We start from the raw sequence: 22,726 nt of genomic DNA on the forward strand, positions 1-22,726 counted from the left end.
ATCTAATAAAATCATTTCAAAAATGGTTTTACTAGATGACGCTTTATCATATTGAAGTCCACCGTTAAAAATAAACAGCTATATTATGTTCTTGGCAAAAAACATTGATATCTTTTGGAGGAATTTTATCGGTAAACATTTTGTTAATATCGCTTAAGTCACAATAGGTGAGTAAAGTGGATTTCCCCATTTTACTATGGTCGGCTAAGATAAATGTTTCTGTAGCTTTACTTGTAATATACTGCTTTATCAAATTTTCTTCCATCTCAGAATTAGACAATCCGTTTTGAATATTAACACCTGTTGCTGACATAAAAGATTTATTAATAAGTCAGTGAATTTTTTCATTCATCGTGATAGTAATAATATAATGTATATTATTTTCTCTATAAAAAGACGCTTTCTCAAAAATTTGGTTAAGTGTCATTATAGTTACATATCGTTATAAATCATGATGATTGGTTAACAATATAGAATAAGTAATGAAGACGGTATTATTGGTAATTGAAAATATCAAGGCGAACCAGATTTAGGATTTTTAGAAATGAAAGCCATACAAGAACCCATTGATATTCCGCTAGTATTACATGGTGTATTAAGAATTTCAGATGAAAATTTATTATTTAGTATAATGCTCTAGGGTATGTTCAAGAGATTTCTTATTATCTATGTTATTATTGGACGGATTTTATCGTGGGTACTTAATTAACATTAAGATTATACTTATAAAATTGGACTATTGATTATCGATAGTCCATTTTTTAATTTAATTAAAGTGAATTTTTCTTTCTTTTATGTATGAAAGAGAAGAAACGAAAATTATAGCTTAAACTTTGCATTTTCAACTATAGAAATATTTAGATAGACAATTTGCAACTATTTAGTTATATAGCAAAAAGTTTATGAAATATGTAGATTCATAGTGGTATACACAAAAAAGTATAGACGTATATCTATATAGATGTTAATCTATTTACTGTATAGGAGGTATATTAATGTCTTATAAAGAACTATCATCAATACTAAAAGTTTTATCAGATCCAAGCAGGTTAGAAATACTAGATTTACTATCTTGTGGTGAATTATGTGCATGTGACTTATTGGAACATTTTCAATTCTCACAACCAACACTAAGTCATCATATGAAGTCATTAGTAGATAACAATATAGTTACTACAAGAAAAGATGGCAACAAACACATGTATCAACTTAATCATGCTATTTTACGCGACACCAATCAAAATTTAAATATCATTAACACATCTAATCAGCGCTGTATATGTAAAAATATGAAATCAGGTGGCTGTTGATGACGACGTTAGCAATTATAATCTTCTTGTTAACTTTAATCTTTGTGATATGGCAACCGAAAGGTTTAGATATTGGTATTACAGCTTTAATAGGAGCTGTCGTTGCTATCATTACAGGGGTTGTTAGTTTTTCTGATGTATTAGAAGTAACTGGTATTGTTTGGAATGCTACTTTAACCTTTGTAGCTGTTATTCTTATTTCATTAATATTAGATGAAATTGGTTTTTTTGAATGGTCTGCGGTACATATGGTCAAAGCTTCAAACGGTAACGGCTTAAAAATGTTTGTTTTTATCATGCTACTTGGGGCAATTGTAGCAGCATTTTTCGCAAATGATGGTGCAGCATTAATCTTAACGCCAATTGTATTAGCGATGGTAAGGAATCTAGGATTTAATAAAAAAGTGATTTTTCCTTTTATTATTGCCAGTGGTTTTATTGCTGATACTACATCACTACCTTTAATTGTAAGTAACTTAGTTAATATCGTCTCTGCAGATTATTTTGATATTGGGTTTATTGAATATTTTAGTCGAATGATTATTCCTAATATATTCTCTCTGATTGCTAGTATCCTCGTTTTATGGGTATATTTCAAAAAATCTATACCTAAAACGTTCGATACAGAAAATCTTACAGACCCTAAAAATGCAATTAAAGATCCTAAATTATTTAAAATTTCGTGGATTGTATTAGCCATACTACTCGTGGGTTACCTTGTTAGTGAGTTTATCCAAGTCCCAGTATCAATTATTGCTGGTATTATTGCTTTCATCTTTGTACTGTTAGCTCGTAAATCTAAAGCAGTTCATACAAAACAAGTGATTAAAGGTGCGCCATGGAATATTGTTTTATTCTCTATTGGTATGTATCTTGTTGTTTTTGGACTAAAAAATGTAGGAATCACAACAATTTTAGCTGATGTATTATCTAATATTTCAAGTTATGGGTTGTTCAGCAGTATCATGGGTATGGGCTTTATAGCTGCCTTCTTGTCTTCTATTATGAACAACATGCCAACTGTTTTAATAGACGCTATTGCTATCGGACAATCAAATGTAGTAGGTACTATTAAAGAAGGTATGATTTATGGGAATGTGATAGGTTCTGATTTAGGCCCTAAAATTACGCCAATTGGTTCTTTAGCAACATTATTATGGCTACATGTTTTAACACAAAAGGGTGTAAAGATTTCTTGGGGAACATACTTTAAAACCGGAATCATTGTTACTATTCCAGTACTATTTATAACACTCTTAGGTTTATACCTTACATTAATTATATTTTAAGAAAAGAGGATTTAATTATATTTTAAGAAAAGAGGATTTAATTATGGGTAAGAAAACAATTTATTTTATATGTACCGGCAACTCTTGTCGTAGCCAAATGGCTGAGGGTTGGGGGAAGAACATATTAGGTGAAGGTTGGAATGTCTATTCTGCTGGTATTGAAACTCATGGCGTTAACCCTAAAGCAATAGAAGCTATGAAAGAAGTAGGTATTGATATTTCCAACCATACATCTGATTTGATTGATAACGATATTTTAAAACAATCAGATTTGGTCGTAACGTTATGTAGCGATGCAGATGATAATTGTCCTATCTTACCGCCAAACGTCAAAAAAGAGCACTGGGGTTTTGACGATCCAGCGGGTAAAAATTGGTCAGAATTTCAACGTGTAAGAGATGAAATAGGCGAGGAAATTAAAGCGTTTAAGAAAAAGACCGAGTAATCACTCGGTCTTTTTCTATTAAAATAGTTTTACCTATCTAAATGTCTATATAGCGTAGCTCTACTTATGTTTGTTTTTGCTTTTATCTCATCTAATGTATATTTCTTACTCATATACATTTCTATTGCGTCTCTTAAATTTTTATCATCACGTTTAGGTCTACCTAGACTTTTACCCTCTCTTACATAATTCTCTAATCCCATACGTGTTCTAAATTTTACAATATCACTTTGGAAATCAGTAATATCATGCAATATTTTTATAAAGCTCTCATTCTCATCTTTAATAATATTTCTACTTAAATTAATCACATATAGAGAAATTTCTTTGTCTGAAAGCATATCTAATATATCCACTAAATGTTTTGTAGAATCCGCAATAATACATAAATCTGTAATAAACAATATGTCTTTAGCAGCTAATTTTGAATTTAATAAAGAATCTAGTTCATTTCTTTTTTTATTGTTAGCATGTATTTCTTCAACAATATTATTTGTATATATTTCTATTTTCTTTGTTTGTTCATTGACACTATCATTTATTGTCACAGGTCTAACATAACCATATTTCATTTAAATGCACCACCTAACAGAAAAAGTATAACATACAGTTTCGTTAAGGGGTATACATATGAAACTTTTCTGTTATACTTTACAATATAAATTGATCTGAAGGAGAGGAAATAATGGTTAAAAAACTAAAAAATGAATGGCTTAACCAGCCTGGAAAAAATATACTTGCTGGTATTGTTGTAGCATTAGCATTAATACCGGAAGCTATTGCGTTTTCTATTATCGCTGGCGTAGACCCCATGGTAGGGTTGTATGCAGCGTTTATTATTTCCACTGTGACGGCGATAGTTGGCGGTAGGCCTGCGATGATATCTGGCGCAACTGGGGCCGTAGCACTTTTAGTGACCCCTTTAGTTAAGGAACATGGTGTTGAATATCTTTTTGCTGCGACCATTTTGATGGGATTTATTCAATTATTATTAGGTATACTTAAAGTTGGCCGTTTAATGAAATTTATCCCAAGATCTGTAATGATTGGCTTTGTTAATGCATTAGGTATTATGATTTTCATGTCTCAAATAGAACATATTTTTGGTATATCTATATCGACATATATATATGTAATTACTACTTTACTTATTGTATATGTTATTCCTAGATTCTTTAAAGCTATACCTGCCCCATTAATAGCGATAATCGTTTTAACTGCTCTTTATATGTATACAGGTTCTGATATACGAACTGTAGGAGACTTAGGCAGTATTAAACAAACTTTACCTCACTTCTTAATGCCTAACGTTCCGTATAATTTAGAAACATTGCAAATTGTTTTCCCATATTCATTATCAATGGCTATTGTAGGTTTAGTAGAAAGTTTACTTACAGCTAAAATTGTAGATGATGCGACAGATACCTATAGTAGTAAAAATAAAGAGTCACGCGGGCAAGGTATTGCCAATATTATTACTGGTTTCTTTGGTGGTATGGGAGGCTGTGCCATGATTGGACAATCAGTTATCAATGTTAAATCAGGTGCAAATAGTAGGTTGTCTACATTTACAGCAGGTATTGTTCTTATATTTATGATTATTGTTCTTGGTGGCGTAGTTGTTCAAATACCGATGCCAATTCTTGCGGGAATTATGGTCATGGTTTCTATCGGGACTGTTGATTGGAATTCATTTAAGTATATAAAAAAAGCACCCAAAACAGATGCACTTGTTATGATTTTAACGGTAATTATTGTATTAATGACACATAACTTAGCTATTGGCGTAATCGTAGGGGTTGTCTTTAGTGCTCTTTTCTTTGCGACTAAAATTTCAAAAATTGAAGTTATTCATGAAGAATTAGATAAGAAGCATCATTTCTCTTTTAAAGGTCAAATATTCTTTGTATCAATTGATTCTATGATGGAGCAAATTGATATTAATATTGAAGATAGTATCATAAAGTTGAATTTTGATCATGCTCACTTATGGGATGATTCAGCAGTAGATGCCATTGATACGATTGTTAGAAAATTTGAAGAGAAAAATAACATTGTTTATGTTGAAAAATTAAACACAGACAGTCGAAAAATCGTTTCAGAATTAAGCCAATTAAATGAAAATCATTTAAATTAAGGAGTGTTTTAATGTATAAATCAATTTTACTTGCTGCAGATGGTTCAGAAAATAGTGAACGTGCAGCTCAAGAGGTTCTGAACTTTACAGATGAATATACACTTGTCACAATACTGACGATTGTAGATGCTGAAGAATCAAAAACAGATGTTTTACATGGTAAACAGGGAACTAGTTTAACTCAAGAAAGAGAAAAAAAGCTTTCTCCCATTATCAATTTGTTCATTGAACATAATGTGAATTACGAAATTAACATTGCTCATGGTAACCCATCTGAAAAGGTAGTTGAAGTTGCGAATAGTGGAGAATATCAAGCCATCATCTTGGGAACGCGTGGTTTAAACAGTTTACAAGAAATGGTTCTAGGCAGTGTTAGTCATAAAGTAGCTAAACGTGCTCAAATACCCGTAATTATTGTTAAATAATATTAAATATCTCTGACTAAAGAATAGGCGTCAATTTCTATTGAGATTATATAGAAATTGACGTTTTCTTTATTGTCATTATATTTAGCGTCATTAAGACATAGCTAAATTCTTGTTTAACCGTATCTCTTTGCCCCATCGAATATTTTTTATTGGAGAACTATTAGTAAAATGATTAATAGGAAAAGTTTAATCCAAATAATTTATAATAGTAGAAAGTGATTTTAATTTTTATATAATATAATGTTTCTATGACCTAATAAATTTATAAACACACAACTTTGGATTTTAATTAATTTTAATGCTTTAATGATATAGTATTAAGTGGATTGTGTATTTTCAATATTCAGAAAAATGTTTTTGGCATAATCTATAAAAATTTTGGTGGCATGGGATGGTGTGCTCGAAGAGCATATTCCTAAAATACGATATGCTTCTTCTTTAAATTTTACAATTTTAATTTTTTTATTACTCTGCCTATTGTCTAAAACGAGTTTTGGTCTAATATTTATCCCGAGATTAGCTTCTACAAGTGCCATTATAGAAGCATCTTCAGATATTTCATACCTAATATTAGGTTCTAAATTATGAGATGAAAAAAATTTATTAATTTCATTATCCCAATTTTTTTTAGGTTTAATGAAATCATATGTAAATAAGTCATTAATAGAAACACTCTCTTCATTGGATAATGGATGTTTTTCCGATACTATGCATAGTAATTCATCTTTAATCAATGGTGAAAAGTTTAAAATGTTATTATCTGGAGGTGTATTAAAACAACAGTCCAATTCTCCTGATAGCACCATTTTTTCTAATGATTCATAATCTCCTTCATGAATATTTATTTTTATGTCTGGATAATCATGCTGAAGCGTACTTAAAATTTGAGGAAGCCAGCTCATAGTAATACTAGAAAAAGACCCTACATTTACAATACCAGTTTTTAGACCATTTAAGTTTTGAGCTTCTTGAATCAATGCCTCATGTATTCTTTCTAATTGAAGTGTATATTTATATATTTTTTCCCCTTCAATTGTAGGAGTTACCCCATTGCGATTTCTATTTAATAACTTCAAATTAAGTTCTTCCTCTAATATCTTTATAGAATTACTTAACCCTGGTTGAGTTAAAAATAAAGATTCAGCTGCACCACTCATTGTTTTTAATTGAATAACTTTATTTAAAATTTTATATCTTTGTAAAGTCAAATAATCCCCCCATAATATTTCTGTATATTAAATATAAATAGAATTTATTTTAATTATATATAGTATCCGAATATAATTGTAATATGTCAAGAAAAGTTAAATAAGGGGGAAGAGTATGATTAATACACAAAAAGCTTTAGATATAAAAAATTTTATAGGTGGAGAGTGGATAAAACCTAAGTCCAATGAATACATTGATGTGTATAATCCAGCTACTGGAGAGAAAACTGGAGTTGTTGCTAAGTCTAATGCGGAAGATTTTGAAAGCGCTTACAAAAGTGCCTCAGAAGCCTTTAAAATATGGAAGAAAACGCCTGTACCTAAAAGGTCAAGAATATTATTTAAATATCAACAATTATTAATTGAAAATCGTGAATTACTAACAGAAATTGTTACATTGGAAAATGGCAAAACACTTGCAGATGCAAGCGGAGAAGTACAAAGAGGTATTGAATGTGTAGAATTTGCTGCAGGCGCACCAACTTTAATGATGGGCGAACAACTACCAGATATTGCCACGGGTATTGAGTCAGGTTTATACAGATATCCGATAGGTGTTGTAGGAGGTATTGCACCATTTAATTTTCCAATGATGGTGCCTTGTTGGATGTTTCCATTAGCGATTGCGTGTGGCAATACTTTTATATTGAAACCATCTGAGAAAACGCCGTTACTTGCTAACAAATTAGCTGAGTTATTTAAACAAGCTGGACTTCCTGATGGCGTGTTAAACGTGGTACATGGTTCAGAGAATGTAGTAAATGGCATTTTAAATCATGAAGGTGTTGAAGCAGTGTCATTTGTTGGATCACAACCTGTAGCAGAATACGTATATAAAACAGCCGCAGCAAATGGTAAAAGAGTACAAGCATTAGCAGGAGCAAAAAATCATAGTATTGTCCTTGAAGATGCGGAATTAGATAACACTGTAACTAACATTATTAGCGCAGCTTTTGGTTCTGCAGGACAAAGATGTATGGCAGCTTCTGTAGTAGTAGCAGTTGGTAATATTGCAGATAGATTAATTAAACGCTTAAAAGTAGCTGCTGATGAGATTGTTATTGGAGATGGGGCCGATGAAAACACATTCCTTGGACCAGTTATAAGAAAAAATCAACAACAACAAACATTAGAAAACATTGATAAAGGTGTCGAGGAAGGTGCAACGTTAGTAAAAGATGGAAGAAATATCGATGTAGATGGAAGTGGATACTTTGTTGGCCCGACTATTTTCGATCATGTGCGTACAGATATGAGTATTTGGGAAAAAGAATTATTTGCTCCTGTGCTATCTATTGTGCGCGTTGAAACGCTTGAAGAAGCAATTGCTGTAGCTAATAAATCTGAATTTGCGAATGGTGCATGCTTGTATACTGATAGCGCTAAAGCTGTTAGAGAATTTAGAGAAGAAATGGATTCTGGCATGTTAGGAATTAATTTAGGGGTGCCTGCACCTATGGCATTTTTCCCATTTTCTGGATTTAAAAATTCTTTCTATGGCGATTTACATGCTAACGGTAAAGATGGAGTTCACTTTTATACTAGAAAAAAAATGGTAACAGCACGCTATTAACGAATGATTGGAGGGATTAATATGATTCAACAACAAAATCAAGAAAAAATAAAAGAAAAAGACGCTAATCAAGTTTGGCATGCTATGAAAGGTGCCGATAAAGATGTTAATAGATTGATTGTGGAATCTGCAAAGGGAGCTTGGGTAAAAGATATTGATGGTAATCAGTACTTGGATGGTATGTCAGGTTTGTGGTGTGTCAACGTGGGATATGGCAGAACTGAAATTGCTGAAACAGCATATAATCAATTAGAAAAGTTAGCTTATTTTCCTTTAGCTCACGGTCATAAACCTGCTGTTGAATTAGCTGAAAAATTAAATAGCTATTTAAATGATGAATACGTTTTTTTCTTTTCGAACAGTGGGTCTGAAGCAAATGAAACAGCTTTTAAAATAGCCCGTCAATATCATGAACAAAACGGGGAAAGCCAACGTACTAAATTTATTTCAAGATACAGATCATATCACGGTAATACTATGGGTGCATTAGCTGCAACGGGACAAGCTGAAAGAAAATATAAATATGAGCCGTTAGCTCAAGGTTTTTTACATGTTGCTCCTCCTGATATGTATAGAAAGCCAAAAGATAATGAAACACTGGAGTCTGTTCAAGCGATAGACGAAGTAATGAAGTGGGAGCTTAGTTCCACAATTGCTGGTGTAATTATGGAACCTATTATTACTGGTGGTGGTATTTTAATGCCTCCTGAAAATTATTTAAAGAAAGTTAAGGAAACTTGTGAGAAACATGGGGCTTTGATGATTGTAGACGAAGTGATTTGCGGATTTGGTAGAACAGGAAAAATGTTTGGTTTTATGAATTATGACATAAAGCCAGATATTATAACTATGGCTAAAGGTATTACAAGTGGTTATATGCCATTATCAGTCACAGCTGTAAAAAAAGATTTATTTCAAAGTTTTTCAGGTGAAGACACATACTATCGATTAAGACATGTTAATACTTATGGTGGTAGCCCATCTGCGTGTGCAGTTGCCTTAAAAAACATAGAAATTTTAGAAAAAGAAGCCCTATTTAACCAATCAGAAATTTTAGGACAAAAACTATTAGATAGCTTAGAAGAATTGTTAACGCACCCTAATGTTGGTGATATTCGAGGTAAGGGGTTACTTTTAGGCATTGAATTAGTGAAAGATAAAATAACAAAAACGCCAATAGATTCAGAAAAAAGTAACGGTATCGTTAAAATGTGTAAGGAAAAAGGTTTACTTGTAGGTAAAAATAGTGACACAGTGTCAGGTTATGACAATGTGATTCAATTAGCTCCCCCGCTTTCTATCACAACTGACGACCTTGATTTTATTATTAATACCTTGAAAGAAAGCATTAAGTCATTATAAGTATATACAAAGGAGGTTTATTACTTGGATAATCTAACTATTTTTGAAAGCGCTTTAAAAAACACTGGAGAAGTCAAGCCTATGTATATCAATGGTCAGTGGGTTAAAGGTGACCAAAAAAGAAAAATATATAACCCGGGCAATAACCAGGTGATTGACTCTGTCAGTGAAGGAGGAATTAAAGAAGTTAATAAGGCTGTTCAATCGGCTAAAGAAGCATTTTACCATCACGGATGGCGTGAATCTTATGCCAGAACTCGTGCAGATTTGCTATTAAAGGTAGCTTCTAAACTTGAAGAACAAAAAGACACATTCGCTAAAATAGAAACTTTAAATAATGGAAAAATATATGAAGATGCTCTAGTAGATGTTGAAGATGCAATTCATCAATTCAAATATTATGCAGGTTTAGCTATGCAACCACATGGTCAAACTTATGATGTGCCAGATGAAATACAAGCGATGGTTATTCGTGAGCCAGTAGGTGTAGTAAGTATCATTGTACCCTGGAATTTTCCTTTAGTTATGGCAGTACAAAAAATGTCTGCTGCGTTAGCTGCTGGTTGTACTGTTATCGTTAAACCAGCAGGACAAACACCGTTAACAATCCAAAAATTATTTGAAATAATTGATGAAGTAGGGTTTCCAAATGGTGTTGTCAATTTAATATTTGGACCTGGATCAGTGGTTGGTGACACGTTAGTTAAACATAAAGATGTAGACAAAATAACCTTTACTGGTGGTACTGATACAGGTAAAAATATTATGAAAGATGCGGCTGATACCATAAAAAAAATAGGATTAGAATTAGGTGGTAAATCTCCTAATATTGTATTTAGTGATTCAGATTTCGATACTGCTGTAGATTATGCAATGTTAGCTATCTTTGCAGGCCAGGGGCAAGTATGTTCAGCAGGGTCACGCTTAATCGTTGAGAAAAGTATATATGACGATTTTGTAAGAGAATTAGTAGACAGAACTAAAAATATAAAAATTGGACCTGGCTGGGAACCGGACACAGAAATGGGACCTTTAATCTCTTCACAACATTTAAAGCAAGTGCTTGATTATGTCAATGCAGGAGTAGAAGAAGGTGCAACGTTACTCTGTGGTGGAAATCAATTACAAGAAGGTATATATGCTGAAGGTAATTATATGGAACCAACAATATTCACAGATACTACCCCCGACATGCGAATTGTCCAAGAAGAGATATTTGGCCCCGTATTAGCAATACAAGTTTTTGAAACGGAGGAAGAAGCTTTAGCATTAGCAAATGGTACTGATTTCGGTTTAGCTGCTGCAGTATTTACAAATGATAGTGCAAAAGCCCAAAGAGTTATAAGAGCTGTGCATGCTGGCATCACATGGGTTAATTGTTATCATCCAACATTTAATGAGGCGCCTTGGAGTGGTTACAAACAAAGCGGTATCGGAGGAGATTTAGGAACGTATGGTTTTGAAGAATATTTAAACAAGAAGCAAGTTAATATTTCATTGGATGTGAAACCTTCAGGTGCTTATCACTACAAAGGTAAATCTTAATAAGCATTTTAAATTAAAGGTGGTGATGGTAATGGATAGTTTTGATGTAGTCGTTATTGGAGGAGGTATTATTGGCTCAAGCGTAGCTTATTACTTGTCTAAAGAGGGATATAGTGTCGCTTTAGTGGAAAAAGGTGACATTGCCAGTGGAACTTCTAGTAGATGCGATGCCGTAGCACTAATTTGTGATAAAAAGCCTGGTATGGATACAGAAATTGGTTATAGAAGTATTCAATTATACAAAGAACTAGCTAAAGAATTCTCATTTGATTTCCAATTTTCTACAAGAGGTAGTTTATATGTTTGTGAAACTGAACAGGAATTAGAGATTGCAAGAACCTATGTCAATCAACAAAGGGCTAACGGTTATGATATGAAGACAGTTAGTCATGAAGAGTTACCAGATATCGAGAGACATTTAGCGAATGATTTAGCAGGAGGAGTATGGACAGAAACCGACTCCACAATGAATCCATATTTAGTGTGTTATGCATTTATTGAAGAAGCAAAAAAATATGGATTAACAGTATTTACAAATGAAGAAGTTAAAGAAATCACACAAGGGCCTAATGGATCTGTAGAAGCAGTTAAAACCTCAACGAAAACAATTTATACTAATACAGTCGTTAACTGTGCAGGCGTATGGGCTAGTAAAATCGGTGCCCTAGTTAATATTAATATTCCAATTAGACCGAGGAAAGGCTTGATTTTAGTAACTGAAAAAACAAAAAATATTGTCCACCAAAAAGTACATGAATTTGGATATATGTTATCGAAATTTGAAGATATAAGTTACAAAAGAAATGTGAGTGATTTAGTAGAGCGTAATAATATCGCATTTACGATAGAACCTACAGAAGCTAATAACTATTTAGTTGGAGGACATAGAGATTTTACCGGTTATGATACAAGTACTGATCATGAGGTGATGAAGGGTATAGCAGAAAGAGCCACGAGATTTTTACCAATTTTAAAAAATGTGAATTGCATTCGTGCTTATGCAGGTATTAGACCATGGGTCGTAGATCACTTACCTATCATTTCAGAAGTAGATGAAGTCCCAGGGTATTATATAGCAAGCGGTCATGAAGGCGATGGCATTAGTATGGCTCCAATAACCGGAAAAATGATGACTGAACTTATTTCTCAAAAACCAACAGAATTTAATATCGAAAGTCTTAAATTTTCAAGATATAAAGCAGTAGATAATTTAAATATATAGGAGGAATTATTATGTATAGACCAATAGGAATGATCCCAGCAATGCCAACACCTTTGAATGAGGACGAGTCAATCAATTTCTCAGGATATGAAAAATTAATTAATCATCTAATAGATGGTGGTGTTCATTGTTTATTAGCAGGAGGAAGTACTGGAGAATATTCAATGATGTCTACAGAAGAGAGGAAAGAAGTGCTAAAAGCAGCCGTAGATTATGCAGATGGGCGAGTACCTATAATGGCTGGAACAAGCGAGCATCGTTTAAATGAAACGATTGAATTAACAAAATATGCAGAAGAAATTGGTGCAGATTGTGCTCTGATTATCACGCCTTATTATATGCAAACAAGCGAAGAGGGTATTAAAAATTATTATGAACAAGTAGCAAAAGCTACCAATATTGGTATCGTTATTTATCATTACCCTGGTGCGACAAATGTAACATTGACCCCGGAATTTATTGCGGAATTAAGTGAAATAGAGGGAATAGTTGGAGTTAAAAACACTACTGATCAAGAACATACATGTAAAGTCATAGCATTAACCAAAGATAATGAAGGATTTTCAGTTCTAACGGGTTCAGAGCATTTAATTTTACCTACGTTAGCAGTTGGAGGGGATGGTGCGACAGGTATTATTCACAATTTAGTACCTGATCAAATAGTGGAGATGTATGATTTATTTAAAAATAAAAAAGATATTGATGGTGCTTTAAAGATTAACCAGAGATTATTGCCTCTTTATGACTATGTGGAAGCTGAGCCAGTGCCAGGTCCAATTAAAGCAGGATTAGATTTAATTGGATTAGAAGGAGGTAATGTTCGCGACCCTCTAGTTGAAGCATCAAATGAATTAAAAGAGAAAATGCGTGAAACTTTAAATCGTTTAGATTATAAACTCAATATATAATAGTTTATTTTTACCCTATTTAAAATGAATATAGGTAAGAGAATGGAGATAGGATTATGAAAACCACAAAAAAAATTACCGAATATGGATTTGTGACTTCTAATGATGATGCAAAGATAAATATAAAAAAAGGCCAATACGTATCAGGTTTTTCAGTAGGAATTTTATGTTTAGATGAGTGTTGGTATCCTGTAATTCCGGGGAACGTAGCTAATTTATCGACGTATGATTTTCCAGTTCTTACAAAAGTAGTTCCTAATTGTACACAAAAAAGGATACACGTTGGGGATCCCACTTTAGTTAATGATATTATAGCAAGTGCTATACAATTAGAAAGGGAAGGCGCCAAAGCAATTTGTGGCGCTTGTGGTTTCTTTGGTAATTATCAGAAAGAAATAGCAGAAGCAGTAAATATTCCTGTATTCCTTTCTAGTTTAGTACAGGTGCCTTGGATTGAAACAGGACTTAAGTCTAACCAAAAAATCGGTATACTTACAGCTGATAAAAAAGGTATAACTAAAAATTTATTATTTAATTGTAATGTAGTGAATTATGACAACATAGTTATTAAAGATTTGAGAGAATTGACTGAATTTTCTGGAATCGTGGATAGTAGAGGTAATTTTGATAATGAAACTATGAAAGAAGAAATTATACAAGCAACAATAGAATTATTAGCTGAAAATACTGATTTAGGTGCTATTTTATTAGAATGTAGTGATCTACCACCTTATGCGTCCTTAATTCAACATACGGCAGGCTTACCAGTATTCGATTTTATTACAATGATTAAATGGGTCCATATGGCAACGGCTCAAAAACCTTACACAGGTTTTGTTTAACTATAATGATATAAATTTGAGGAAGTAGAATTAATTTAAGTTTAATAAGGTGGGATAATCATGAATCAACAAAGCCCAATTGTCTGTAGATGTGAGGAAGTAACGTTAGAAGAAATCAACCAAACTATCAATACTTATCAATGTTCCGCACGCGAAGTCAAGTTACGTACAAGAGCAGCTATGGGATGTTGTGGTGGTAGGACATGTCGTCATATGGTAGATCAAATTATTCAAACATATAATGAAAATCATTTCTCAGATGAGATTTCTTTAAGTTATAGGCCTCCAGTAAGGCCAGTAAACTTTGCTGACTTGGCTGAGTTAGGAGGAGATAAGTAATGACGACCAGAATCACAGATCATCCAATATTAGGGAAGTTAGAAAATCAAAAGAAAGTAAACTTTACTTTTGATAATACACGTATTGAAGCTTTTGAAAGCGATACTATAGCGTCAGCATTATTGGCTGCTGGTTATCGAAAAATTAGAGAGCATGAAGAAAGCGGTAATGCACGTGGTATATATTGCAACATCGGTCATTGCTTTGAATGTAGAGTACAATTAAATGATAAAGTTGTAAGAGCATGTATAACAAGTGTACAAGAAGGTATATCGGTCTATTCATTAAGGAAGTGATATAAATGTGGGATTTTTTAGTCATTGGTGCTGGTCCAGCAGGGTTGAAAGCAGGTATAAAAGCGGCAGAGAATGGTATAAGAACAAAAGTGATAGATGAATTTCCTAAACCTGGGGGTCGATTATTAGGCCAATTATATCAAGATAATAATGGCGAATGGTGGAATGGAATAAAAGAAGCAGAAGCTTTAGTACGTAAAGCAGAAAGTTTAAATATTAATATAGAATGTGGTCTTTCTGTATACGATTTAGAAAGTAAAGAGGACTGTTGGGTTGTACATACAGAAAACAGTGCGATTCAAACAAAACATCTTCTTTTAGCAACTGGGGCAAGTGAAAAGCATTTTCCATTGCCAGGGTGGACATTACCAGGAACAATGTCTATTGGAGCAGCCCAAGTTATGAGCAATGTTCATCGAGTGAAACCAGGAGATAATTGTATTGTAATAGGCGTGAATGTGTTGTCCCTTTCAATAGCAGAAGAATTAAATATGTGTGGTGTAAACGTTAAGGCGATTGTATTACCAGTAACACATCAAATAGAGGAACAAGCTGCCAAGCCACAAGAAGTTATTTCAAGATTAATGAATTTAACACACTTGGCACCTTCAAGAATACTTAAAATATTAGGAAGCATTGGAAAGTTATTACCCGCCAATTTAATTGCTAAGATTTACCCTAAACAGGGAATAAAGATGAATGGGATACCTATAAAACTTAAAACTGCTGCTCAAGAGATTGTGGGACAAGATACAGTAGAAGGTGTGGAATTAGTAGATATCGATAAAGAAGGTGTGGTGATACCTAAAACAGAAAAGATAGAACAAGTAGATGTAGTTTGTATATCAGGAGGATTAACTCCTTTAGCTGAACTTGCCTCTGTAGCAGGGTGTGAATTTAAGTATGTCGAAGCGTTAGGTGGATATGTCCCTGTTCATAATGAGAAAATGGAAACTTCTATTTCAAATTTGTATGTTGCTGGAAATATTACAGGAGTAGAAAGTGCCAAAGTAGCAATGGCTCAAGGTGAGGTAGCTGGTTTAAGTGTAGTTAAAAAGCAGTTTGATAACAATGAAATTATAGTTAAACAAGTCGATGACGCTATTGAGAAAGTAAAAAGAGTTAGAGATGAAGCATTAATCCAATTTCAACCCCATATTGATAAAGAGCGTACAAAATTATATCAACAAAGTGTTGAAAATTAAACATAATATAAAGGAGTATTAGATATGAAAATTTTATTAATTGGTGCCACAGGAAATATTGGAGAAGTAGTCTATGAAGAGTTAAAAGATGAAGCAGAAATTATACCAGCACATAGAAATAATTCTGAATATTCAGTTGATATTACTTCTCAAGAAAGTATTAAAGCATTATTAGAAAAAATAGGTGAAGTTGATGGGATTATATGTACCTCAGGAGCAGCAACATTTAATAAAGTAACAGATTTGACTCCAGAACAGAATATGGTAGCAGTCAATAGTAAACAATTAGGACAAATAAATTTAGTGTTACTTGGTTTAGATTATATTAAAGATAATGGATTTATTACTCTTACTACAGGAATCTTAATGGATGACCCAATTAAAACGGCTGCTTCTGCAGCAATGGCAAACGGAGGCGTAGCGGCATTTGTCAAATCCGCATCTATTGAACTGCCAAGAGGTATTCGTATTAATCATGTTAGTCCCACAATGTTAGAAAAAGCAAAAGACAAATATGGACAACTTTTCCAAGGTTACTATCCAGCATCTTCAAAACGTATCGGCTTAGCTTATAGAAAAAGCGTTTTCGGTTCTCAAACTGGACAGGCTTATAACGTATATTAATTACAAGATACGTAGATGGATTGAATATATTTGTCTTGCTTCTTTATAAACAAAGGGGGATAAACAATGAAAGAAATTATTCATTGGTTAAATAGTATAGTTTGGAGTCCAGCATTAGTTATTTTTATTTTAGGTTTAGGGTTTTTATTTACTATAAAAACCAAGTTTGTACAATTTAAATATATAAAAGAAATGATTAAATTAACTTTTTCTGGATCTAAATCTACTGCTGGAATTTCATCTTTTCAGGCTATGTCTATGTCTTTAGGGAGCAGGATTGGAATAGGAAATATAGCAGGCGTGGCAACAGCTATTACTTTAGGAGGCCCGGGCGCTATATTTTGGATGTGGATTTTAGCATTTATTTCTGCAAGTATTGCTTTTGCAGAAACGACACTCGCACAAATTTATAAAGTTAAACAAAATGGAGAGTACCGTGGGGGTGCTCCATACTATATTAATAAAGGATTAAATAAAAAAGGCTTAGCATTGTTATTCGCAGGTATTACGATGATTTCTATGACATTGCTTGTCCCAGGCATACAAGTAAATACAATTGCACTTTCAATGGATCAAGCGTTTGGTCTCCAACCATCTATAACAGCTATAATTTTAGTTATTTTATTAGCTACAATTATCTTTGGTGGTGTAAAAAGAATAGCACGTGCTGCAGAGATGGTCGTGCCTATTATGGCAATTGGTTATATCAGTATATGTATCATCATACTGTTAGTGAATATTACCTCTATACCTAGTGTCGTAGGTATTATAATTAATAGCGCTATAAACCCTACTTCTACTTTTGGTGGCATTATTGGATCTGCAATCTCTTGGGGGGTACAAAGAGGAGCATTTTCAAATGCAGCTGGTTTCGGTAGTGAAACTTTTGAAACAGCTGCAAGCGAAGTATCACATCCAGTAAAGCAAGGTTTAGTACAAGCACTTTCTGTTTATATAACAACGATTATTATCTGTTCTGCAACAGCATTTATGATATTAATAACTGGTATGTATAATATCCAATTAGAGAATGGAACGATAGTTAAGGATAATATCGGTAATGTTGAAGCGGGAGCTAGTAACGTTCAAATGAGTATAGAAACACTTTTTCCAGGTTTTGGAAGTGCATTTGTAGCCATTGCTACATTCTTTTTTGCATTTACAAGTTTAATCACATACTCATATAAAGCAGAATCTAGCTTAGCATTTTTTAATAGTGAACGTAAGAAAGTTATTAAATGGCCACTAATAGTTTTAAAAATAGGTTTTCTTATAATTGTTTATTATCACAGTGTTAATTCAGCTGCATTAGCATGTAGCTTTGGAGATTTAGGTTTTGGTATTATGGCATGGATGAATATGTTAGCGCTTATATTTCTAGTTAAACCAGTTGTTGTAGCTTTAAAAGATTATGATGCACAACGAAAAAAAGGTATAGATCCCATTTTTAATCCTAAGAAATTGGGCATTAAAGGCGCAGACTTCTGGGAAGAAGAATATTATCATGAAATAGAAAAAGAAGTAAAATCAAAAAAATATGTAAATTCTACTATGAAGACAATAAAAATACAAAAAGTTTTAAGTTATACCAAAAATAATATTAATTAAATTTGGAGGTGGAAGAAATGATTATAGGTATCCCTAAAGAGATTAAAAATAATGAAAATAGAGTGAGTTTGTCTCCGAGTGGTGTACATGCACTTGTTGAACAAGGGCACACTGTTATCGTTGAAAAATCTGCAGGTTTGGGTTCATATTTTGAAGACGTGGACTACACTACAGCAGGGGCTAAAATTGTTAATGAGCAAGCAGAAGTTTGGAATGTAGATATGGTTATGAAAGTTAAAGAACCATTAGCAGAAGAGTTCCAATATTTTAAAGAAGGCTTAATTTTATTTACTTATTTACATTTAGCGAACGAACCAGCGTTAACTCAAGCTTTATTGGATAATAAAGTTGTTGGTATTGCATATGAAACTGTGCAATTGCCAGATCGTTCGTTACCATTGTTAACTCCAATGAGTGAAGTAGCGGGACGTATGTCTGCTCAAATTGGAGCTGAATTTTTACAAAAATATAAAGGCGGCATGGGTATACTTCTTGGTGGCGTACCGGGCGTTTCTAAAGGACGCGTATCAATTATCGGTGGGGGTCAAGCAGGTACAAATGCTGCAAAAATTGCGCTTGGACTAGGTGCAGATGTTACGATTTTAGATGTTAATCCTAAACGATTACAAGAATTGGAAGACTTATTTGATGGTCGAGTACACACAATTATGTCTAATCCTTTGAATATAGAGCAATGCGTGAAAGATAGCGATTTAGTGATTGGTGCAGTATTAATTCCTGGCGCTAAAGCTCCAAACCTTGTAACTGAAGATATGGTTAAACAAATGAGAGATGGTGCAGTCATAGTTGATATAGCAATTGATCAAGGCGGTATATTCGAAACAACTGACCGTATTTCTACACATGATGACCCAACTTATAAGAAACATGGTGTTGTACATTACGCAGTAGCAAATATGCCTGGTGCAGTGCCTCGTACATCAACGATTGCTTTGAATAATGCAACACTACCTTATGCGCAACAACTTGCTGGAAAAGGTTATTTAAAAGCATTACAAGATAATCAAGCATTGTCATTAGGTTTAAACACAATTAATGGTAAGCTTACCAATAAAGGCGTAGCTGAAGCTTTAAATATAAAGTGTGACTCTGAGAAGGAGTTTATCCAAGTCTAAGTTAGTAGTTATTATAGGAGCAAAAAGTGTTCTATGAGAAGAATTAGTTTAAAAATTGTTCTGATTTAGGTTACAAAATACGCTTGCTAGGAAGAACGCAATCCAAAATAGGGAAAAACGTAAAAATGAACGTCGATCTCTATGCTATATATAACTAAATCATCAGAAAACCGATAAAGTTTTGAAAAATTATTAACTAAACATTTAACTATAAATGTTTAGTTAATAACTCTGATGTCGATATACTTAAAAATCTGGAAATAAAGAAATAGAGTTACTTATAAATAACAACTTAAAAAGCGCTATTTATGTTACTAAAGCACTTTTATCAGAAATACAAAGAAAAAACACTAATAATATTTAAAATTTTATTTCAAATTCAGGTAAATATATTAAGTGTCATGAAATAGTATATAGTGCTAGTAAATTAGGCTTAAGAGGTTTCACAGAAAAGTTAAACAATTTACTATAAAATACAAGTGTCAAAATTTTAATAATATACATGGGTAAGATACCAACAAAATTACGAAAAAATAACGTTCTTGAAAATATAGGAATATTTATTACGCTAAAGTATGTAACCAGAGCAAATTGTACATGATTTTAAAATTAATATGGCTATTTATCAATTAGGTTAGTAATTATTTCAGGAAATACTGTTAGTTGGAATGTCTCTTTGATATTATTCGTTTTGATGAGCATACTTATTTCTATACTTGGTTATTTATGTGGTAAAGAAATAAAATTTAAAAAACCAAAAATATAAATAGAATTAAAATGGAATTCTATTTATATTTTTGGCGTTTATATGATTTTTAAAAGATTAAAGTTTCTTTTTTACAAGCTTTTTAAATACTACAATAACGAAAATTGCTGTTGTGATTTCGGCAAAAGGCATCGAAAGCCAAATACCATTGGAGCCTATTATTTTAGGTAAAATAATTAAATACCCTAAAAATAAGACATAACTTCTTATAAAAATAATTAAGATTGCTGATCTAACATTACCGACAGATTGAAAATATGTCATGTAGACAAAACTAATACCAATAAATAAATAGCTAATAAAAAACAATCTGATACCATTTACAGCAATGTTTACAACTTCTGTGTCGTGTACGCCAAATAAATTGACTAACCAAGGGGCAAATGAAAAGCCAATTATAAATAAAATTACGCCAAGTGTAAATCCGGTTTTTTCGGCCAAAGCTAGTGTTTCTTTGATTTTCAAATTCTTTTTAGCCCCGTGATAATAACTAATCATAGGTTGTAAAGCTGTTTCGATTCCAAAGAATGCTAAGAAAAGAAAACCATGTAAATAATTAATAACAGAAAAAGCAGTAACGCCTTCAGTGCCTAAACTTGATGCAATGCTTAAATTATAACCTACTATTAATATAAAACTACCAATTTCTGTAAAGAAGCTTGGGAAACCAACTATGATAATTTTGAACAATAATTCTTTGGACCATGCCCATGCAAATTTACTTAATATTACATGCTTTTTGAAGAAATGTGGAATAAAAACAATGATTCCACAGGCACCACCAATTACAGTTGCTAGCCCCGCTCCATACACGCCTAAACCTAATATAAAAATGAAAATATAATTTAACAAAATATTAACTATGGAAGTGATGCCTAATGAGACCATCCCAATTATTGGACGACCATCATTTCTAATAAATATGCTTAGAAATTCTTGTAAACCTAATATCCAACCAAATGAAAATAAAATTTTCAAATAATCTGTGGTTGGTTCTATAGTATCTTTATTAGCACCCAGTAATTTTGCGACAGTATCTATATTTGTATAACCAATAATACTAATAATAAAAAAGGTTCCAACAAAAATAATTAAAGACAACGTAAAACTACTTCGTGCTTTTCTATATAAACCTGCTCCAACATAATTGGAAAAGTTCGTAGCCCCACCAATACCTATCCATAAACTTAGTGCCAATATGAGAGTGAACACAGGAGCTGCTAAATTCACCCCAGCTAAACTATTTTCCCCGACTCCATGACCAACAAAAATTCCATCAAGTAACATATTCAATGACATAAGTAACATGCCAAGAACAGCAGGAAAAAAGAAATTAAAAAACAATTTTTTTACTGGTTTATCTACAAAATCTGTTTGTAATGTTTCCATCTAATATCCTTTCTAAAATAAAGTATAAAAATAAGGAGGCACCTTACAATCCAACTTTAGAGAAATACTTAATTTTTTCATAATTCATACAAAAAGATAACACTATTCGGACGTTCGGTCAATTAATTACGAAAATGAATGAATAATTTGTTATTAAAACGTATAATGAGATTTAAGAAAAATTTAAAAGTAAAATATGGAGGACTTATGAGCAGACCAACAGGTATTAATAGCGCTGATACTAAACAAACCATTACAGATATTGCAACTAAGTTATTTGAACATAAAGGCTACAACGCTACTTCTATGGGAGACATAAAAAATACAACACATTACAGCAAAGGGACAATATATTATCATTTTAAAAACAAAGAAGAACTATATTTGCATTGTATTAAACAAGTTTCTCAAGAATTCATCAAAGCTTGGAGAACAAAATCAAACGACGAAGAATCAGCCGAAGAACAATTGTATATCTGGTCCGACTTAAATCATTTAATGCAAGAAAAACCGATTATGAATACAATTCATGAATATTTTGTATCGACTAAAAAAAACAGCTATGAAATTGTAATAGAGTTATATGAACCGGAATTTAATATTGTTCAAGAAATATTGAAAAATGGTGTGAGACAGGGCGAATTTAACAAAGATTTAAATATTTATGATACATCAGTATTGTTATACAACTTTATAGCTTCACTTGAGAACATTACCCTATTTGGTTATAGTGAGCGGAAAGAACAGAATAATCTATATAAACATGCGATTGATTTGATTTTACCGGGGTTAAAATAGATATTTGCATCAAAAGAAATCGACATGGCACAACTAAAGCTGTTTAAAATATAGCAAATGTGAATTTTTTTTCTAAATTATTAAGAGATTTTAAATTTAACATCACGGATTTAGAAATTCATTACTATTAAAAGTATATATTTTTTCTATGAAAAAAGAGAATTTGTCAATTTTCAATTTGCTGTTATTACTATAATTTAAATTAATATATCTTAATTTCTAAATATATATTCTGTAACAAAGTAATCTAAGTTTATTATATTGAAGTTTTAATATTTCTTGAAATAACTGAAAAT

The 22,726-nt window shown here is 32.3% G+C and carries 22 protein-coding genes; 18 read left to right on the plus strand and 4 right to left on the minus strand.

Annotated features, from left to right (window positions below):
* Nucleotides 1-64: 64 nt before the first annotated feature.
* Nucleotides 65-328 carry a DeoR/GlpR family DNA-binding transcription regulator gene (locus tag ACW5YJ_RS01785; RefSeq protein ID WP_259339155.1) on the minus strand — a complete coding sequence of 88 codons (264 nt, stop codon included), beginning with the start codon at nt 326-328 and terminating at the stop codon, nt 65-67.
* 667 nt (nt 329-995) lie between these two features.
* Here ACW5YJ_RS01785 and ACW5YJ_RS01790 point away from each other — a divergent pair.
* Genes ACW5YJ_RS01790 through arsC form a run of 3 tightly spaced genes read left to right on the plus strand, consistent with a single transcriptional unit; the run spans nt 996 to nt 3,044 of the window.
* Nucleotides 996-1,310, plus strand: a complete 315-nt coding sequence (locus tag ACW5YJ_RS01790; RefSeq protein ID WP_457338396.1) for an ArsR/SmtB family transcription factor — start codon at nt 996-998, stop codon at nt 1,308-1,310.
* The gene (arsB, locus tag ACW5YJ_RS01795) at nt 1,307-2,599 is read left to right on the plus strand and encodes an arsenite efflux transporter membrane subunit ArsB (protein ID WP_196218777.1); all 1,293 of its coding nucleotides are present in this window, start codon (nt 1,307-1,309) and stop codon (nt 2,597-2,599) included. The genes ACW5YJ_RS01790 and arsB overlap by 4 nt, the downstream gene beginning before the upstream one ends.
* A 43-nt stretch (nt 2,600-2,642) precedes the next feature.
* Nucleotides 2,643-3,044: an arsenate reductase (thioredoxin) gene (arsC, locus tag ACW5YJ_RS01800; RefSeq protein ID WP_119604007.1), complete on the plus strand. Its 402-nt coding sequence runs from the start codon at nt 2,643-2,645 to the stop codon at nt 3,042-3,044.
* Between the two features lie 29 nt (nt 3,045-3,073).
* Here the strand turns inward: arsC and ACW5YJ_RS01805 are convergent, their stop codons facing one another.
* The gene (locus ACW5YJ_RS01805; RefSeq protein ID WP_017722258.1) at nt 3,074-3,616 is read right to left on the minus strand and encodes a recombinase family protein; all 543 of its coding nucleotides are present in this window, start codon (nt 3,614-3,616) and stop codon (nt 3,074-3,076) included.
* A 113-nt stretch (nt 3,617-3,729) separates the two neighbouring features.
* Here ACW5YJ_RS01805 and ACW5YJ_RS01810 point away from each other — a divergent pair, with 113 nt between their 5' ends.
* Together ACW5YJ_RS01810 and ACW5YJ_RS01815 are read left to right on the plus strand one after the other, a co-directional pair.
* Nucleotides 3,730-5,181, plus strand: coding sequence for a SulP family inorganic anion transporter (locus ACW5YJ_RS01810; protein WP_457338397.1), 1,452 nt, complete (start codon nt 3,730-3,732; stop codon nt 5,179-5,181).
* Nucleotides 5,182-5,192: 11 nt separating this feature from the next.
* Nucleotides 5,193-5,606: a universal stress protein gene (locus ACW5YJ_RS01815; RefSeq protein ID WP_017722260.1), complete on the plus strand. Its 414-nt coding sequence runs from the start codon at nt 5,193-5,195 to the stop codon at nt 5,604-5,606.
* Between the two features lie 320 nt (nt 5,607-5,926).
* Here ACW5YJ_RS01815 and ACW5YJ_RS01820 read toward each other — a convergent pair whose 3' ends face one another.
* Nucleotides 5,927-6,817, minus strand: coding sequence for a LysR family transcriptional regulator (locus ACW5YJ_RS01820; RefSeq protein WP_017722261.1), 891 nt, complete (start codon nt 6,815-6,817; stop codon nt 5,927-5,929).
* Between the two features lie 115 nt (nt 6,818-6,932).
* On the opposite strand from ACW5YJ_RS01820, the gene ACW5YJ_RS01825 reads away from it, so the two are divergent.
* The 12 genes from ACW5YJ_RS01825 to ald all read left to right on the plus strand — a co-directional run bounded on the left by ACW5YJ_RS01825 (nt 6,933) and on the right by ald (nt 19,477).
* Nucleotides 6,933-8,390 (plus strand): CoA-acylating methylmalonate-semialdehyde dehydrogenase, encoded by a 1,458-nt coding sequence (locus ACW5YJ_RS01825; RefSeq protein WP_017722262.1) that lies wholly within the window; start codon nt 6,933-6,935, stop codon nt 8,388-8,390.
* Between the two features lie 21 nt (nt 8,391-8,411).
* The gene (locus ACW5YJ_RS01830) at nt 8,412-9,752 is read left to right on the plus strand and encodes an aspartate aminotransferase family protein (protein ID WP_457338398.1); all 1,341 of its coding nucleotides are present in this window, start codon (nt 8,412-8,414) and stop codon (nt 9,750-9,752) included.
* 81 nt (nt 9,753-9,833) lie between these two features.
* Complete coding sequence (locus tag ACW5YJ_RS01835; protein WP_167750759.1) at nt 9,834-11,297, plus strand: aldehyde dehydrogenase family protein; 1,464 nt, start codon at nt 9,834-9,836, stop codon at nt 11,295-11,297.
* A 31-nt stretch (nt 11,298-11,328) separates the two neighbouring features.
* Nucleotides 11,329-12,519 carry an NAD(P)/FAD-dependent oxidoreductase gene (locus ACW5YJ_RS01840; RefSeq protein ID WP_017722265.1) on the plus strand — a complete coding sequence of 397 codons (1,191 nt, stop codon included), beginning with the start codon at nt 11,329-11,331 and terminating at the stop codon, nt 12,517-12,519.
* 11 nt (nt 12,520-12,530) lie between these two features.
* Nucleotides 12,531-13,427: a 4-hydroxy-tetrahydrodipicolinate synthase gene (dapA, locus tag ACW5YJ_RS01845; protein ID WP_119604200.1), complete on the plus strand. Its 897-nt coding sequence runs from the start codon at nt 12,531-12,533 to the stop codon at nt 13,425-13,427.
* 56 nt (nt 13,428-13,483) lie between these two features.
* A complete protein-coding gene (locus ACW5YJ_RS01850; RefSeq protein ID WP_017722267.1) occupies nt 13,484-14,269 on the plus strand; it encodes an aspartate/glutamate racemase family protein in 786 nt (261 codons plus the stop codon).
* 60 nt (nt 14,270-14,329) lie between these two features.
* Entirely contained in the window at nt 14,330-14,608 is a 279-nt protein-coding gene (locus ACW5YJ_RS01855; RefSeq protein ID WP_017722268.1) for a (2Fe-2S)-binding protein, read from the plus strand.
* Nucleotides 14,608-14,904 carry a (2Fe-2S)-binding protein gene (locus tag ACW5YJ_RS01860; protein WP_457338399.1) on the plus strand — a complete coding sequence of 99 codons (297 nt, stop codon included), beginning with the start codon at nt 14,608-14,610 and terminating at the stop codon, nt 14,902-14,904. The genes ACW5YJ_RS01855 and ACW5YJ_RS01860 overlap by 1 nt, the downstream gene beginning before the upstream one ends.
* A 5-nt stretch (nt 14,905-14,909) precedes the next feature.
* Entirely contained in the window at nt 14,910-16,109 is a 1,200-nt protein-coding gene (locus tag ACW5YJ_RS01865; protein ID WP_119604202.1) for an NAD(P)/FAD-dependent oxidoreductase, read from the plus strand.
* Between the two features lie 24 nt (nt 16,110-16,133).
* Nucleotides 16,134-16,733, plus strand: a complete 600-nt coding sequence (locus ACW5YJ_RS01870) for a short chain dehydrogenase (RefSeq protein ID WP_017722271.1) — start codon at nt 16,134-16,136, stop codon at nt 16,731-16,733.
* Nucleotides 16,734-16,799: 66 nt separating this feature from the next.
* Entirely contained in the window at nt 16,800-18,341 is a 1,542-nt protein-coding gene (locus tag ACW5YJ_RS01875; RefSeq protein WP_457338400.1) for an alanine/glycine:cation symporter family protein, read from the plus strand.
* Nucleotides 18,342-18,358: 17 nt separating this feature from the next.
* Nucleotides 18,359-19,477 (plus strand): alanine dehydrogenase, encoded by a 1,119-nt coding sequence (gene ald, locus ACW5YJ_RS01880; RefSeq protein WP_457338401.1) that lies wholly within the window; start codon nt 18,359-18,361, stop codon nt 19,475-19,477.
* An 823-nt stretch (nt 19,478-20,300) separates the two neighbouring features.
* On the opposite strand, the gene ACW5YJ_RS01885 is transcribed toward ald, so the two are convergent.
* On the minus strand, nt 20,301-21,632 hold the full coding sequence (locus ACW5YJ_RS01885) for an MATE family efflux transporter (RefSeq protein ID WP_017724083.1): 1,332 nt from the start codon (nt 21,630-21,632) through the stop codon (nt 20,301-20,303).
* A 207-nt stretch (nt 21,633-21,839) separates the two neighbouring features.
* Here ACW5YJ_RS01885 and ACW5YJ_RS01890 point away from each other — a divergent pair, with 207 nt between their 5' ends.
* Complete coding sequence (locus ACW5YJ_RS01890) at nt 21,840-22,430, plus strand: TetR/AcrR family transcriptional regulator (RefSeq protein WP_107551634.1); 591 nt, start codon at nt 21,840-21,842, stop codon at nt 22,428-22,430.
* Nucleotides 22,431-22,726: the final 296 nt, after the last annotated feature.

Source organism: Staphylococcus sp. mip270_02, assembly GCF_054031535.1.